General features: G+C 47.2%; 9 protein-coding genes. 5 read left to right on the top strand and 4 right to left on the bottom strand.

The annotated features are described in order from the left end of the window. Positions 1-101: 101 nt before the first annotated feature. Complete coding sequence (locus KFE96_RS08370; RefSeq protein ID WP_255835532.1) at positions 102-1886, top strand: acyl-CoA dehydrogenase family protein; 1785 nt, start codon at positions 102-104, stop codon at positions 1884-1886. A 26-nt stretch (positions 1887-1912) separates the two neighbouring features. Here the strand turns inward: KFE96_RS08370 and KFE96_RS08365 are convergent, their stop codons facing one another. Continuing rightward, on the bottom strand, positions 1913-3283 hold the full coding sequence (locus tag KFE96_RS08365; RefSeq protein ID WP_255835531.1) for an alkaline phosphatase PhoX: 1371 nt from the start codon (positions 3281-3283) through the stop codon (positions 1913-1915). 52 nt (positions 3284-3335) lie between these two features. Beyond that, complete coding sequence (locus KFE96_RS08360; RefSeq protein WP_255835530.1) at positions 3336-4619, bottom strand: DUF5690 family protein; 1284 nt, start codon at positions 4617-4619, stop codon at positions 3336-3338. Between the two features lie 112 nt (positions 4620-4731). Here KFE96_RS08360 and KFE96_RS08355 point away from each other — a divergent pair, with 112 nt between their 5' ends. Both KFE96_RS08355 and KFE96_RS08350 read left to right on the top strand, forming a co-directional pair. Then, on the top strand, positions 4732-5652 hold the full coding sequence (locus KFE96_RS08355; protein WP_255835529.1) for a LysR substrate-binding domain-containing protein: 921 nt from the start codon (positions 4732-4734) through the stop codon (positions 5650-5652). Positions 5653-5963: 311 nt separating this feature from the next. Then, positions 5964-11105 carry an S-layer family protein gene (locus KFE96_RS08350; protein WP_255835528.1) on the top strand — a complete coding sequence of 1714 codons (5142 nt, stop codon included), beginning with the start codon at positions 5964-5966 and terminating at the stop codon, positions 11103-11105. Between the two features lie 86 nt (positions 11106-11191). Here KFE96_RS08350 and speE read toward each other — a convergent pair whose 3' ends face one another. Both speE and KFE96_RS08340 read right to left on the bottom strand, forming a co-directional pair. Next, entirely contained in the window at positions 11192-12055 is an 864-nt protein-coding gene (gene speE / locus KFE96_RS08345) for a polyamine aminopropyltransferase (RefSeq protein WP_255835527.1), read from the bottom strand. Beyond that, a complete protein-coding gene (locus KFE96_RS08340; protein ID WP_255835526.1) occupies positions 12045-13007 on the bottom strand; it encodes an S-adenosylmethionine decarboxylase proenzyme in 963 nt (320 codons plus the stop codon). Before KFE96_RS08340 ends, speE begins: the two co-directional genes overlap by 11 nt. A gap of 120 nt (positions 13008-13127) precedes the next feature. Between KFE96_RS08340 and speB the strand changes: the two genes are divergently transcribed. After that, positions 13128-14039 carry an agmatinase gene (gene speB, locus KFE96_RS08335; RefSeq protein ID WP_255835525.1) on the top strand — a complete coding sequence of 304 codons (912 nt, stop codon included), beginning with the start codon at positions 13128-13130 and terminating at the stop codon, positions 14037-14039. Positions 14040-14051: 12 nt separating this feature from the next. Continuing rightward, positions 14052-15965, top strand: coding sequence for a biosynthetic arginine decarboxylase (speA, locus tag KFE96_RS08330; protein ID WP_255835524.1), 1914 nt, complete (start codon positions 14052-14054; stop codon positions 15963-15965). Positions 15966-15990: the final 25 nt, after the last annotated feature.

Below are 15990 nucleotides of genomic sequence, written 5' to 3'. Positions count from 1 at the left end.
ACCTGTACACCAAACATTTTGTCCTAAATACCATAGTATTTCAGCCAAATTCAAGAATATAATGATGAAAATCGCTCATTTCTGCGGGTTGGAGGACAAAGATGAACATGAACCAGAATTTAGCCAAAGATGCGGCAGCCGCACTGGATGAAAAACGTATGGGGGCCGCAGAAACGCGTCCTGAACAGAACAAAGGCCGAGAAGGCATGCGCCAGTGGATGGCGAAAATGCAGGAAAATTCTTACCTGACTGACCCCGATATTGTTCACACATTCCGGTATTGGCTTGGCGCTGCATATGAGGAACTGCACCCAGAATTAGTTTCTTTCGGCGCACAAGTTCCAGCTGAACTCGAACCAGCAGTGATGGAAAATGACCTCCGCTTCAACAACCCACGTGTTGAGCATTTTAACGGTATTGGTGACCGGGATGACCGCATCATCCACCACCCCAAATATAACGAAGCCGGGAATATCATCTATGGCTCTGGCATGATCAAGCGGCTCGGCACGCTCGGTGGTCTGAAAGAGGGCATGGCTTTTTTCCTCCTGTCGTCTTACGCTGGTGAGGCTGGGCATAACTGCCCAATTGCCTGCACGTTTGAGACTGTTCGCCTGCTCCGTTACGTAGATGATTTTCCTGAACGTCAGCACTGGATTGATATGCTTGAAGTGCCAAGTTATGACGATAACTTCACGTCATCCCAATTCCTTACAGAAGTTCAAGGCGGATCAGACGTTGGTAAAAACGCGACCAAAGCCTGGAAAGATAGCGACGGTAACTGGCGCATTCGCGGTGAAAAATGGTTCTGCTCTAACGCTAATGCTGAATTAATGGTTATCACTGCCCGCCACAGCGAAGAACTTAAAGGCACTAAAGGACTGTCAGTCTTCATCGTACCAGCACGTAAACCTGATGGCAGTAAGAATGATTTCACTTTCCGCCGTCTCAAGGAAAAAATGGGTACAAAAGCTCTCGCATCTTCCGAGATTGATTTTCACGATGCATATGCAGTGCCTGCAGGCAGCGTAGAGCGCGGCTTTAACCGTATGATGGAACAGGTGGTTCATTTCTCCCGCATTTCTCTGGCAATCTCCGTTCTCGGCATGAACGAGCGTGCGTATCAAACCGCTAGAAACTATGCAGATACCCGAGAGGCTTTTGGAAATACCATCATTGATTATCCGCTGGTGCAGGAAAATCTCGCGGGCATCAAAACCGATGTAACCGTTGGTCTTGCTGGCATGTATGCACTACTTGCCGGACAGGACGATGCGGACACAGGCAAAGAGATGCCAGACTATATGCATGCCTTCCTCCGCCTGATGACCAACATCAGCAAAAGCATTATCTCAAAGCGCGTGGTTGATAATGTCCACCATTCAATCGACACTTTGGGCGGTAACGGCGCTATTGAAACGCAATCAAGCCTGCCGCGTCTGCTCAGAGACAGTGTAATTTACGAGAACTGGGAAGGCACCCATAATACGCTTATCGTGCAGGTGCAGCGGGATATCGCACGCTATGCCCATGATGAAGCTTACTTCAAAGCAATGGAAGATTATCTGGCTATGCTTCCCACTTCTGTCGCATCTGAAAAAGCAAAAGCAGAAAGCTATCTCACCGTTCTCAAGAAAGATATGGAAGCATGCAAATCATCCAGCACGGCATTGCAGTCCATGAAGTTAAAGAAGCTGATCGAGCGGATGGCAGATATCTTTTATTATGTCATTACACTGCTGGAAGCCGCTGACCAGAAGGAAAGTGGTTTAGGTGAAAGCAAATTCGCTGCTGCGGAATACCACCGCCTTAACCGTTTAGAGACATCAGATATTGAATGGAACGAAGAAACACTGGCGCTGATTAAAGCCGTCGTGTCAGCATAAAAAAAGGGGCTTATGCTCCTTCTCCATTAAGCGTTTTTAAAATCTGCCCACGGCCCTGTAATTGCCAGTGTTTTTGCAGGGCTATAAACATTCACGAATAGCGTAGAGCCATCAGGTGAGAAACAAGCACCCGCAAGCTCTGTCTGAGACTGCAGTTTCGCGAAATCATATAGCTTACCTTCAGGAGTAACACCTCGCAGATGGTTATCCACTACAAGGCTATACTGATCTTCGCACACAATCAGGTGTCCGTTTGGTGCGACGGTAAGGTTATCGCCAAAGTTAAATTCTTCAGATGTTCTGGATTCAAGGAATAACTGCAGTTGCCCCGGCTTATCAGCCTCACCGCTCTCGCCTTCATGTTCAGAAGGTTTATAGCGCATAATTTGTCCGTAACCTTCGGCACCGCCGGAGGTGCAGCAGAAGTAAAGCTCACCATCACCCCAGTGAATACCTTCACCACGTGCGAAGGTTGCCGCGCCTTTTTCCTGCCCGCGATAACGAAGATCATCCTCGGGGCTTTCAGGGTTATCCAGATCAACCCACTCTGAAGCTTCCCAAACACCTACTGTCAGGTTTTTATCATTCCAATTATGGGTTTCCATACCCTTGGCCTTTTTCAGAGCCAAAGCTTGCAGTTTTCCGCCTTCCGATAGCTTGCCTTTTACCTTTGGAATGAAACGGTAAAAAAGGCTGTTATCACGATCTTCAGTCAGGTAAACAATGCCGGTGCGAGGGTCAACCGCCGCAGCTTCATGGTTAAAACGCCCCATTTCCTTGAGCGGTACAGGGCTAACTACGCCTTCTGCATCTGCCGGCACTTCAAAAACATAGCCATGATCTTTATGAGCCCCATTACCAGCGTTTGTGACATCTTCTTCACACGTAAGCCAACTCCCCCAAGGGGTAACGCCACCAGAACAGTTCCGGATCGTGCCTGCAAGGCTTACATATTCTCTTACACGTTCACCGCTCACCACATCATACACAATAGTGGTAGTGCCGCCTGCCATGATCTCACCATCATCGTTGGTGTCATAAACTTCAACACCTTCCGGTATGGTTTCACCGAAAGCCCCCTCACCCGTGTGACCGATCTTTAATTCATGGTTTCGCACAAGCGCTACTTCTGAGCCATTCAGAGCAAAACAGCCCATACCGTCAGCACGGTCAGGTACCGTCCAGCCATCGCTCATCTTATCGCCAAGTTTGGAGATAACCTTGTAGCTAAAGCCTTTTGGCAAATCGAAAAGGCCATCAGGATCTTTAATAAGCGGGCCATAAGCTTGCAGCTTTTCTCTTGCAACAGACGGGCTACAGCCCGCCATGCTTGCCGCAAGCCCAGCAAATGCAATTGATCCAATAGCTTTATTAAATTGTCTTCTATCCAGCTTCATTATGGCCTCTCAGGTAATTTCGTTACTACATAACAAACTTAATATGACGTTTCTATGTATGAATGCGCTTACTGAAATATAAATTTGATAAAACCACCAAAATTAGGCCAACAACTGCGGTTATATAGGCAAATCCTTCTAGGAATTCGATCCAATTCAGATCAGGCGCCACAAGGCTTTTATAGAGCATTAAGCCAACACTTCCCACATAGCCCGAAGCATCAGCCAGATAGATAAGAAAACCCGCATTCCCTGGCTTTTTCACTGCTGCCATCATACGGTCAAAAAGGATACAGTTGAATGGTACGTAGGCGAGGTATAACCCCAAGCTCAAAAGCACCATCCATAGCGCGCCCCCAATTATGCCTGCCTGAAAAGCATATGTCGCAAAAGCCAGAATACCAGCGCCTACGGCAATAATCATATGATAGAGCTTTAATGCAAACTTGCTGCTTTTAATCCACATAGTCGCACCAAGCACCACAAGAACTATAAGTGTGGCCGGCGCTTCAGAAAAGGTAAACATGCTCGGCGCATCACCAAAACCAAGCGCGATCCATATCTCTGCTGCAAAATTATCCCGGAAATCTCGGAAAGCTGTGAAAACCACATAGGCAAGCACAAGAGCTAACAGTCCTACCATATAATCTTTCAAAAATGATAATCGCTCTGCCTTATGCATTGGGGTTCGCGCTGATCGCTCCATCTCATCTTCTTCAGTTGGCTGCGGCAGTTTGGAAAGAAAGAAAACAGCAATGAATAATGGCACAAAGAACAAAGCTCCCGTTAAGGCTGGCATCCAGTATTCAGATACATTCCAATCAAGGATCAGGTATTTCCCAACTGATTTCACTACGCCAGACGACACGATAAAACTGGTCGCCAGCCCTGCTCCCAAAATTTCACTGGTGCGTCGTCCTTCAAGGTAGGAAAATACGAGCCCCCATATCATACCAAGCATCAAACCATTGAAAAACAAAGGAATAAGGTTCAGTGGTGCTGGCAATAATGCGAAAAGGACAAGCGCAATTTCCGCTATTCCAATCAATAACAAAATTGCAAGTGCGCGCCTTGCAGCAGTCATCTCAGAGACAACCTTAATGCCAATCCACTTGGAAGCGGCATATCCAACAAGCTGAGAGATCACTAAAGCGGTTTTAAAATCAATAGCCCCTTCCCAACCAACAACATTTTCAAAGGTGCCGACGGTAAGAGGTTTCCTGAAAGCATACATACAAAAATAAGTAATGAATGCCGCGCTGGTAGCATATAGGACAAATAAAGGCGCAGGGGCTTTTTCAAGCCATCTGGTAATTTTTCCCGACGATCCGTTCATAAAATCCTGCTTCCCCGAGCCTAAACTAAACACATATTACAGTATTGTTATTTTTGTTTCGGCTCCAGCATAGTTAATATTCTATTAATTTTTTAAATTGAAGGATTATACGATGCAGGTAAACCAGCGCGATCTTGAATATATTTCCGCTGTTGTACAACACCAAAGTTTCAGCCGAGCTGCACAAGCCTGTAATGTTACACAGCCCGCGCTTTCAAATCAGATAAAGCGGATAGAAACCCGCATCGGCCTCACTCTGTTCGATCGCAAGAAAACTGGTATTAGCTTAACCGATGCAGGCGGAAAATTTATGGATGCCGCAGCTTCTGTGCTTGTTGGCATGCAGGAAATGTCTGATCTGGTGAAGCTATACAGCGATCCTCTTGCCGTTCCGATCAGGATAGGCATCTTCCCGACAGTGGCCCCTTATATGCTGCCAACCATTTGCGATGCCCTTCGCAGGGAATTTGAAGGCGTTCAACTGGTTTTCAGTGAACAAGGGCCCACAGTTCTTCTGGATAACCTGATAGACCGTAAAGTAGACATCGCGATGATGGCCATGCCACAACGGCGTGATGGTGTTGAGACCGTGGATTTGTATGATGAAGAACTTTACCTCACGGTTCACAAAGACCACCCTCTTGCAGGGCAAGAAAGTGTTGAAGAAAGCGAATTACCATACAGAGATATTATCCTGCTCGCGGGTGGGCACTGCCTAAAAGATAGTGCACTGGCACTTTGCAAGGACAAATCAGTAGGCTCTAACCTTCCGTCTGACCTTTCCGCCACCAGCCTTGAAACATTGGTTCAGTATGTATCAAAAGGTATGGGCTGCACACTTCTTCCTGCGATGGGTGTTGAAGAGTGTAAAAAACGGGATCTGAACTGCGCTTATATCCGCGTAAATTCGGAAAGATTTATCCGAACTATTGGTTTTGCATACCGCAGCAGCTGCCCGCGCCTGAACCTAGTTCCCGGCATTGTTGAAGCGCTGGGCAAATACATGCCTCCACAGGTTATTTCTCTAATATAGGTAAAAACTGTTAAGTAATATGAACGCCAGATTAACAATACAGTTATGAATAGGTAAGAAATTTTCTAAATTACGTAAAATTTTAAACAACTCAGTTCACAGCCAATCACGAAACTATACTAGAGCATACACATGGATGTGATACACATCAATCTAAAGCACTGAAATTAAACAACTATTTTACAAAGTAATATTTTCTATAACTAAATAGAATTAGATATTTTTTCCTCCCACCATGACCTTTGCCTCGTTCAGGAAATGCCCCCAATGCATTTTCTTACGAAGGTATAGGTTCCTCGGAAGGAAGAAAAATGAGTTATTCATTAAGTCATAATAAAAGTAGAAAGCTGATGCTGGCGGCCTCTGTCTCCACTATCGCTTTTCTTTCCACAGCTGCAGTTGCGCAAACAGAAGTGCCAAACGGCAACACCGCCACTGTTAACAGCACAGCAGACAATGAAACTATCGTTGTAACATCAGGCAGCAGCAGTACGGTCGCTGCCAACCCTGTGATCAACATTATCAACAGCGGTGTAATTTTTAATAACGGCGGAACAATCTCTACAACTGGTGTAACACAGACTGTAAATGTTGGTACCGGTGGCCTGAATGCTACTATTAACAACGCGGCTGGCGCCATTATTCAAGGCGAATCCCGCGCGGTTAACCTAACAGTTGATGGCACCACGCTAAACAATTCAGGTAGTATTCTGGGTACAGGTGATCAGCGTAACGGTACAATTTATGCCAACCGCACAGCTGACAACTACACTATCAACAACAATGCTGGTGGCGTGATTGATGCCGGCGCTGGTAATAATGGCGCGGGTGTTGCTCTGGAACTAGATGGTTCCGTTAACGCAACAATCAATAATGCTGGCACCATTCAAGGTCGTGGGCAAGATGCAGCCCCAGCCAACACAGCTGGTGATGGTCTTCGTTTCCAAGGTCCCGGCCTTGCTCCAATTTACCTGTTCACAGGTACAATCAACAACTCAGGTACAATCGCCTCTGAAGGAGCTTCAGGCCCAGTTGCTGGCGTACGCTTCAATAACGCTATTGCTTTCCAAGGCACTTTCGAGAACAGCGGTACTATTTCCGGTGTGAACAACGGTGTTTATTTTGGTGATAGCGAACACACAGGTGGAACACTAACAAACACAGGTACAATTTCGTCTGGTAGCCGTGCGCTAAACATTGATGGTTCTGATCTAACGATCAACAACTCAGGCAATATCATCGGCACAGGTAACCAGCGCAACGGTACTGTATATGCTGATAGCACAGCACAAAACTTCACACTGAATAACCAAACCGGTGGCGTGATTGATGCAGGCGAAGGCAACGAGGGTGCAGGCTTCTCAGTTGAACTATCCGCTGAAGGTAATGACTTCACTATTACAAACGCAGGTACAATTCAAGGCCGCGGTCAGGCAAGCGCAGGTGCTGCAACAGCTGGTGATGGCCTCCGTTTTGAACGCACACGTGTTGACGGTGCACTAGATGGTTCAACAACAGGTCTGTTCACTGGTACGATTACAAACTCAGGTACAATTGATAGTGAAGCAACTGCAGGCACAACAGCTGGTATTCGCTTCGTGAACGGTGTGAGCTTCCAAGGCACACTTACCAATGAAGAAGGCGGTACAATCTCTGGTGTGAACAACGGTCTATACTTCGGTAACCCAGTTCCAACTGGCGGCGCTGATCACACTGGCGGCGTTGTAAATAACGCTGGTACAATCTCATCTGACAGCCGTGCTCTGAACATCGATGGTTCTGGCCTCGCAGTTAATAACTCTGGCGATATCGTAGGTACAGGCAACCAGCGTAATGGTACTGTGTACAGCGATATTACCGCGCAAGATTTCACACTGAACAACACTGGCACAATCGATGCCGGCGCAGGTAATGAAGGTGCTGGTTTCTCTGCCCAGCTTTCTGCAGATGGTAATGATTTCACCATCACAAACTCAGGCACAATTCAGGGCCGCGGTCAGGCAAGCGCAGGCGCTGCAACTGCTGGTGACGGTATCCGTTTTGAACGCACACGGGTTGACGGCGCTCTAGACGGTTCAACAACAGGCTTGTTTACTGGAACAATCACAAACTCAGGTACAATCGATAGTGAAGCAACTGCCGGCACCACAGCTGGTATCCGCTTTGTGAATGGTGTGAGCTTCCAAGGCACACTTACAAACGAAGAAGGCGGCACAATCTCTGGTGTGAACAACGGCCTATACTTCGGTAACGCGGTTCCAACTGGCGGTGCAGACCACACAGGTGGTGTTGTAAACAACGCTGGTACTATCTCTTCTGATAGCCGCGCGCTGAACATCGACGGTACAGGTCTTGTTGTAAACAACTCAGGCAACATCGTTGGTACAGGCAACCAACGTAATGGTACTGTATATAGCGATATTACTGCACAAAGCTTCACGCTGAACAACAGCGGTACAATTGATGCTGGTGAGGGCAACGAAGGTGCTGGGTTCTCTGCACAGTTATCTGCTGATGGCAGCAACTTTGTGATCGATAATTCAGGTACAATCCAAGGCCGCGGCCAAGCCAGCGCAGGCACAGCAACGGCTGGTGATGGTATCAGGCTAGAGCGCACCCGTGTTGATGGTGCATTCGACGGCTCCTCAACAGGTACATTCACTGGTGTTATCACGAACTCTGGCACAATCAACAGTGAAGCAACAGCTGGCACAACTGGCGGCTTCAGAGCGGTGAATGGTGTTAACTTCCAAGGCGCACTTGTAAACGAAGAGGGCGGCACGATCTCTGGCGTTAATAACGGTGTGTATTTCGGTACAGGTAACCACGATGGTGGTTTGGTTGATGGTGTAGATTTTGGTGGTGGTCTCACCAACCGTGGCACGATCTCATCTGACAGCCGCGCACTGAACATTGACGGTACAAATCTTTCAGTCGTTAACTCAGGCAACATCCTTGGTACAGGCAACCAGCGTAACGGTACTGTGTATGCTGACATCACTGCTCAGGATTTCAACCTGAACAACAGCGGCACAATCGATGCCGGCGCAGGCAACGAAGGTGCAGGTTTCTCTGCCCAGCTTTCTGCAGATGGTAACGATTTCACCATTACAAACTCAGGCACAATCCAGGGCCGCGGTCAGGCAAGCGCGGGTGCTGCAACTGCGGGTGACGGTATCCGTTTTGAACGTACACGTGTTGATGGCGCGCTGGACGGTTCAACAACTGGCCTGTTCACTGGTACAATTACTAACTCCGGCCTGATCAACAGCGAGGCAACGGCTGGCACAACAGCTGGTATCCGCTTCGTGAACGGCGTTAGCTTCCAAGGTACACTTACCAACGAAGCTGGTGGTGTTATCTCTGGCGTGAACAATGGCCTATACTTTGGCAACCCAGTTCCTGCTGGCGGTGCTGATCACACAGGCGGTGTTGTAAACAACGCTGGTACGATTTCATCAGATAGCCGCGCACTGAACATCGACGGTACAGGCCTTGTTGTTAATAACTCAGGCTCCATTCTCGGTACTGGTGACCAGCGTAATGGTACTGTTTACTTTGACGGTACAGCAAACAACATCACACTGAATAACACTGGTACTATTGATGCAGGCGCTGGCAATAACGGTTCTGGTGTATCCATTCAGGCACTAGCTGGTACTCGCACGCACACAATCACTAACTCAGGCACAATTCAGGGCCGTGGTGATGCTCTGGCGTCTGGTGCTTCTGCTGGTATCCGTGCTTTCTACCCGCCGAACATGATGCGCCCTGAAGTGGACCTAACAATTGATAACTCAGGCGCAGTTGCTTCTGAAACTTCAGCAGGTATCTTGCTTGAAAACATCACGTTCACGGGTTCCATCACAAACTCTGGTACCATCAGCGGTGCAACAGCAGCGATTGATACACGTACATCTCTAGGTAATGTAATCATCAACCAAACTGGTGGTGCACTGAACGGTGACGTTCTAACAGGTAGCGGTAATGATGTTCTAAACATCACGGGTGGCGCGATCAACGGTAACATTGATCTAGGCACTGGTGATAATCAGGTAAACATCAATGCAGCAAACCTTGTTGTTGATGCGGCACGCACTATCAACAGTGATGTTGCAGTAAACGGTGGCCTGAATTTCACACAGGACGGTACGCTAGCAGTAACTGGTGATGTGGCTCTTGGTGCTAACAGCACAATTGCGCAAGATATTGCTGATGTAACGCAAGTGAACTTCGGTACAACACAAACACTGCTTACAGCAACTGGTGACCTAACAGGTTCAGCAAACTTCACCGGGGATAACAGCTTCCTTGTTGATTTTGCCTTGGCAACGACAGGGAACAGCATCACGCTTACACCAACAGTTGCTAACCTAAGCAACGTATCTTCAGATGCAAACATCAACGGCTTCGCTTCTGCTTTCACTGGCGCGCTTACATCAGGCTCAGGGAATACCGCTTTTGGCACAATCGCAAACGCTGTAAACGGCTTCACAAGCAACGATCAGTTCACTGGTGCAACTGAAAGCCTTCTACCAACATTGAATGCTGGTATCGTACGTGAAGTGTATGAAACACAAAACCAGGTTCTATCTCTAATCGAAGATCGTTTCTCTGGTTTCGGTGAAAACGCAGGCTTTGGTCTTTGGGGTCAGGCATTTGGCCGTACAGCGGACCAAGATGGTGAAAACAACCTTTCCCAAACTGGTTATGATGCTGATGCATATGGTTTTGTGATTGGTCTTGATACCGCAGTTAGTGATGATGTTCGCGCTGGTGTAGCTTTCTCATACTCAGATATTGATATCGATGAGGTAGGCGGTGCTGGTGAAGTAACTGGCATCGACAGCTACAGCATCAACGCTTACGCAGGCTATGATGACGGCACATCCTTCCTGAACAGCTCACTTTCTTATGTGTTTGGTAATGCAGACAGCGCACGCCTTAGCACATTTGATGAAACTATCCGTGGTGAGTTTGATGTGAACGAATTCTCCGCAAAGGTTGTTGGTGGTATCAAAACTGATTTCTCAGGCATTGAGGTAACACCATTTGCAAGCCTTCAGTATGCGTCTGTTGATCAGGATGATTATCAGGAAGCAGGCGGCCTTGGCCTTAATATTGAAGCAGATAGCGTAAGCTACTTCGAAGGTGGTGTGGGCGTGAAATTCGCTGCTCCGACTGACTTCGGCAGCTACAAGCTCCTGCCTCAACTTTCTGTTGGATATTACTACGACTTTGCTGGTGATGAGCGCACATTGGGTGCTTCTTTCGCCGGCTCCAACAACTTCAACCTGATTGGTGCTGACCCTAGCCAATCAAGTTTTGAAGTGGATGCTTCTGTTGCGCTGCTCGCCGAGCGCGGCACTACAATTTCCCTCGGCTACGATGGGGAGTTCCGGTCTGGCTTTGATAGTCACGCAGCCACAATCCGGGCACGCTTCCGTTTCTAAAACGCAGCGCTCCTTGTTCTACAGAAGCTAAAAAAAGGGCTACAGATTCGTCTGTAGCCCTGCTTTACTTTATATGGCGCTAAAATCTACTTACCGTTTTTGATAAGCCCATCAAGGCCTTTCAAGGCAAAGCTTGGGATAGCAAATGCACCTGTATGCAGCGGGGCATTATAATAATCAAACTCAAGGCCAGAAGCCGCCACACGGCTCGCATCAAAATCCTTGATAGGGTCATATTTCTTTGAAGCGAACGTAAAGCTCCACATCCCGCCCGGATAGGTAAGGTTTGAGAAATTATAAAGCCATACATTTTCAAAAACGTCGTTCAGCACTTTGAGGAGTGACTGCTGCACATCAAGGGCATACCAACTGTTTTCACCTTGTGAAACAACGATACCATCATCAGACAGACAGTTCATAACATCTGTATAAAACTCAGCACCAAAAAGCGGGGCAGCTGGGCCAATCGGATCTGTTGAATCGACAAGGATCACATCAAACTTCTCTGATGTTTCCTTCACATATTTCACACCGTCTCCGATGATAAGTTCTATACGCGGATCATCAAGCGCAGAAGATGTTTGCGGGATATGCTCTTTGCAGGCATCAACCACCATCGCATCAATTTCCACCATCACGCATTTTTCAACGCCTTTATGGCGGATCACCTCTCGGGCAGTACCACCATCACCACCGCCGATTACCAAAACCTTCTTCGGATTTGGGTGTGTGAAAAGCGGCACGTGGGCGATCATATCATGGTAGGCGATTTCATCTTTTTCCGTCACCATAATCAGGCCGTCGTTCAAGAGCATTTTACCGTGGCCCTTGGTTTCCACCACATCCACGCTCTGGAACTCACTTTTGCCTGAGAACAGCACTTTTTCCACCTTCAGGCGCAGGCCCAGAAAGTCTTCAAATTTTTCTTCAATCCATAGATCAGAGTACATAATCTTCTCCTTGGGCAAAAACCTTGGTTGGTTCAGTAAATTTCGTTTGGGGGCGCAGGAAGCTTGCGAATTTCACATCATAACCGGACGGCATTTTATAGCTCACCAGCTCCTTGCTTACATATTCTGCAGGGATCATTTCGCTGATGCGGTCAGCAAAATCAAAATCATTATAAGTCATCAAATCAAACGATGCTGGACGCAGAACCCTTAGGATACGCGGCGCATGTTCGATAAGGTCCACACTACTTTCAAAGCTCACATAACTGCTGTTCGCCTGCGGCGTAATGTGAATGGTCAGGTAATCATCCCCTTTGATAGCATTCAGTGAATAACCGAATGGCTCAAAGAGGAAATCATCTACCTGAAAACCTGGGATAATCTCGTCGAGCTCAAGGAATTCAAATACATCTGCGCAAGAAAGTGACGGGTCTGTCAACTTCGTGGAAGCTTCACGGCCAATCTGATACGCCAGCAATTCATACGTGCGGTCGCTATCCTGCGAACGGAAATCATTATCCACACTGAAAAGATACCCATGATGGCTATCAAGCTCTCCGAAACGGAAGGTTGATCCCGGCACATATTCATTAAGCAGCGCTACATCATCTAGGATATTACTATGTTGTTTGTGGCTGAAATACTCATTCTTGCGCTGGTAGATCACCTGCTCTACCGCATCTGTCCCAAACTTTTGCAGGAAATATTCCACAGCCTTCACAAGGCGTGTTGTGCCGCACGTAAGAATAAGCAGCCTGTCTGACCAGACAAACAAACTGGATTCCGACAGTAGAAATGCCTTACAGCGATCATTTGTTGTGCTGGAAAGTATCTGTGCATGGCATTTTTCCACCATTTCTGCCCAGAAATCGTTATACGTATCATCAAGCAGATTAATCTTGTTACTGCTTAAGATGATTTCAGCTTTTTTTTCTGATCCTTCAAAGAACAATGCCTAGCTCCACAAAGAAATAGTCCTCGGTAAAATTGGGGGGATGACATACCCTAACTTTTTAAGGTATGCGAGCAAGAAAATGATACTGTCAGTATTCTTCTGCTTAGGAAAGTAAAAATGAGCGAAAAGATTTGCGACATCACTGTCGCTCTGAACACACCGGATGATCTTTATTACTGCGCCGTAGAAGGTGGTGCCCTATACCGAAACAGCACGCACTTGATCGGCTTCGGATTTGATGGAACTGCTTGTTTTCGCAAGGGAACCCGCTTTGGTCCTGATGCTCTCAGGTATGTATCAGATGGTATTGAAAGCTTTTCACCCTACCAGAACGGCTGTACGGAAGATCACAAGTTTTATGACCTTGGCAATCTGAAGCTTGATGCCTCAACAGGGATTGAAGAACAGTGGAAATCAGCATCCAATGATTTCGAAACTATCTTCAAGGATATTGATCTGGCTGGTGACAAAGTGCGAATCCTCACCATTGGTGGTGAACACAGCATTTCCTATGCGCCTATCAAACGGCATTTAGAAGCATACCCTGATATGGTGTTACTACACCTTGATGCTCATGCTGACCTGCGGGATGGTTATGAAGGCTATCACTATAGCCACGCATCCATCATCCGCCGCTCGCTTGATCATTTCACAGATCAGAACGAACTTATTCAGTACGGTATCCGTTCAGGCACCCGTGAAGAATATGAATATATGCGTGAGCACAAAACTATCGCCACCAGCCGTGACGAGTTTTTAGAACGAGTGAAAGCTATTCCTGCTGAACGCCCAATTTACCTGACCCTTGATCTGGATTATTTTGACCCGGGCATTTTCCCGGGCACAGGTACGCCAGAACCGGGCGGTGAGGATTTCCACTCATTTATCAGTCTTGTAAAAATTCTCCGCGAGAAAAACCTTGTAGGTGCGGATGTAGTTGAATTATCACCGCCCATCGACAGCACTGGCAACAGCGAAGTATTTGCTGCAAAAGTGGTACGTGAACTTATTCTTGTTCTTGATAAGTAAGGATTATCTGAATTGGAAAACTGGACTATTGAACAATCTGAAGACATCTACCGTGTAAGTCGGTGGGGTGGCACATTCTTTGATATTGGCGAAAACGGCAATATGCATGTTTTGCCCGTTGAAACAGATCACAGCGTTCGTATTGATATGCGTGCTGTGCTCGATGAGATTGTTCAGGAAGGTATCCAATTTCCCGTAGTACTCAGATTCCATGACATTCTCCGCAGTCAGGTAGAACGTTTGAACCGCACCTTTGGTGAAGTAATCGAAGAAGCAAAATACGACGCACCCTACCGCGGTGTTTACCCGATCAAAGTGAACCAAATGCGCGAAGTGGTGGATGAAATCACCCGCGCTGGCGCATCCTTCCATTTTGGCTTGGAAGCTGGTTCAAAAGCCGAACTCCTTTCTGTTCTTGCCTACAAAACCAGTTCTGAAGCACTTACCATCTGCAACGGTTATAAAGATGAAGAGTTCCTGCGCCTTGCCCTGCTTGGTAATAAACTTCGCCGTAATACAGTGGTAGTGATCGAGAAGTTTTCTGAAATCAAGCCGCTTTTGGATCTCGCAAATGAGATGAAAGTGAAGCCAATTATCGGCCTTCGCACGAAAATGCGCGTTACAGGCCGCGGTAAATGGGAAAGCTCCAGCGGAGAACGCGCTAAATTCGGCCTCAGTATTTCTGAAATCCTGAATGCCGTTGAGCTGATCGAAGCTGAGGGATATCTGGATTGTATCTCCCTGCTTCATTTCCATATCGGTAGCCAGCTCACTGATATTCGTTCCGTACAGGATGCTATAGACGAAGCTGCACGCATTTATGCCAAGCTCTATAAACTTGGTGTACCGCTCAAATATCTTGATGTAGGTGGCGGCCTCGGCATTGATTATGACGGCACCCGTTCTACCAGCGAAAGCTCTCGCAACTATTCCCTGCAGGAATATGTAGAATCTGTGGTTTACGGTACCAAACAGGTATGTGACCTTGAAGGCGCACCGCACCCGACACTCGTTAGCGAAAGCGGCCGCGCTATCACCGCACATCATAGCTGCGTTGTAACCAAAGTGATCGGTGAGATTAAAAACGATACCGGCCTTGTGCCAACTGCAGCTGTTGAAGATGAACATATTCTTGTAACCAACATGCGTGATTTGGTTGAAAATCTGCATGACCTTCAAAACTATCAGGCTGCTCATAACGAAGCTCAGAAAATCAAGGAAGATGCGGAAGCTGGTTTCAAACTGGGCGTGATCGGCCTTAAGGAACTTGGCCGCATTGAAACCATGTATTGGACTGTAATGCGCCGGGTGGAAGGTAATCTGGATACCCACGACAGTATGGCGGAAGAAAGCACCAGCCTTACTGAGCGCTTATCAAGCCAATATCTCTGTAATTTCTCTGTTTTCCAATCTGCAGCTGATAGCTGGGCGATTGATCAGGTACTCCCTGTTGTGCCCATCAGCCGCTTGAATGAAGAACCGACAAAAAACTGCTCGCTCGTGGATATCACCTGTGACAGCGACGGTAAAATTGCACAGTTCATAGGTGATACTGTTACCAATAGCACCCTGCCTCTTCACGCGCTTAACGAGGAAGAACCATATTATATCGGCTTATTCCTAACTGGTGCCTACCAAGACGTGATGGGCGATATGCATAATCTCTTTGGTCGCCTGAATGAGGTACATGTTTCCTGCGATGATGATGATCCTAACGATTTTTATATCGAAGAAGTAGTAGAGGGTTCCTCCGCCGCACAGGTCCTGAAGATCATGCAGTATAACCCGGGCGCTATGGCTGACCGTGTGAAAGATGCCATTGATCAGGAAATTGCAGCAGGCACTATTAAATCAAGGCAAGGCGTGAAGCTTACTGACTTTTATGAGAATTGCCTTAAGGGTTATACTTACCTTAAAACAAAATAATAAAAGCCCCGTACAATACGGGGCT

The sequence above is a fragment of the Kordiimonas sp. SCSIO 12603 genome (genome assembly GCF_024398035.1).
Taxonomy (GTDB): domain Bacteria; phylum Pseudomonadota; class Alphaproteobacteria; order Sphingomonadales; family Kordiimonadaceae; genus Kordiimonas.
This window is presented reverse-complemented; position numbering and strand designations above follow the sequence as displayed.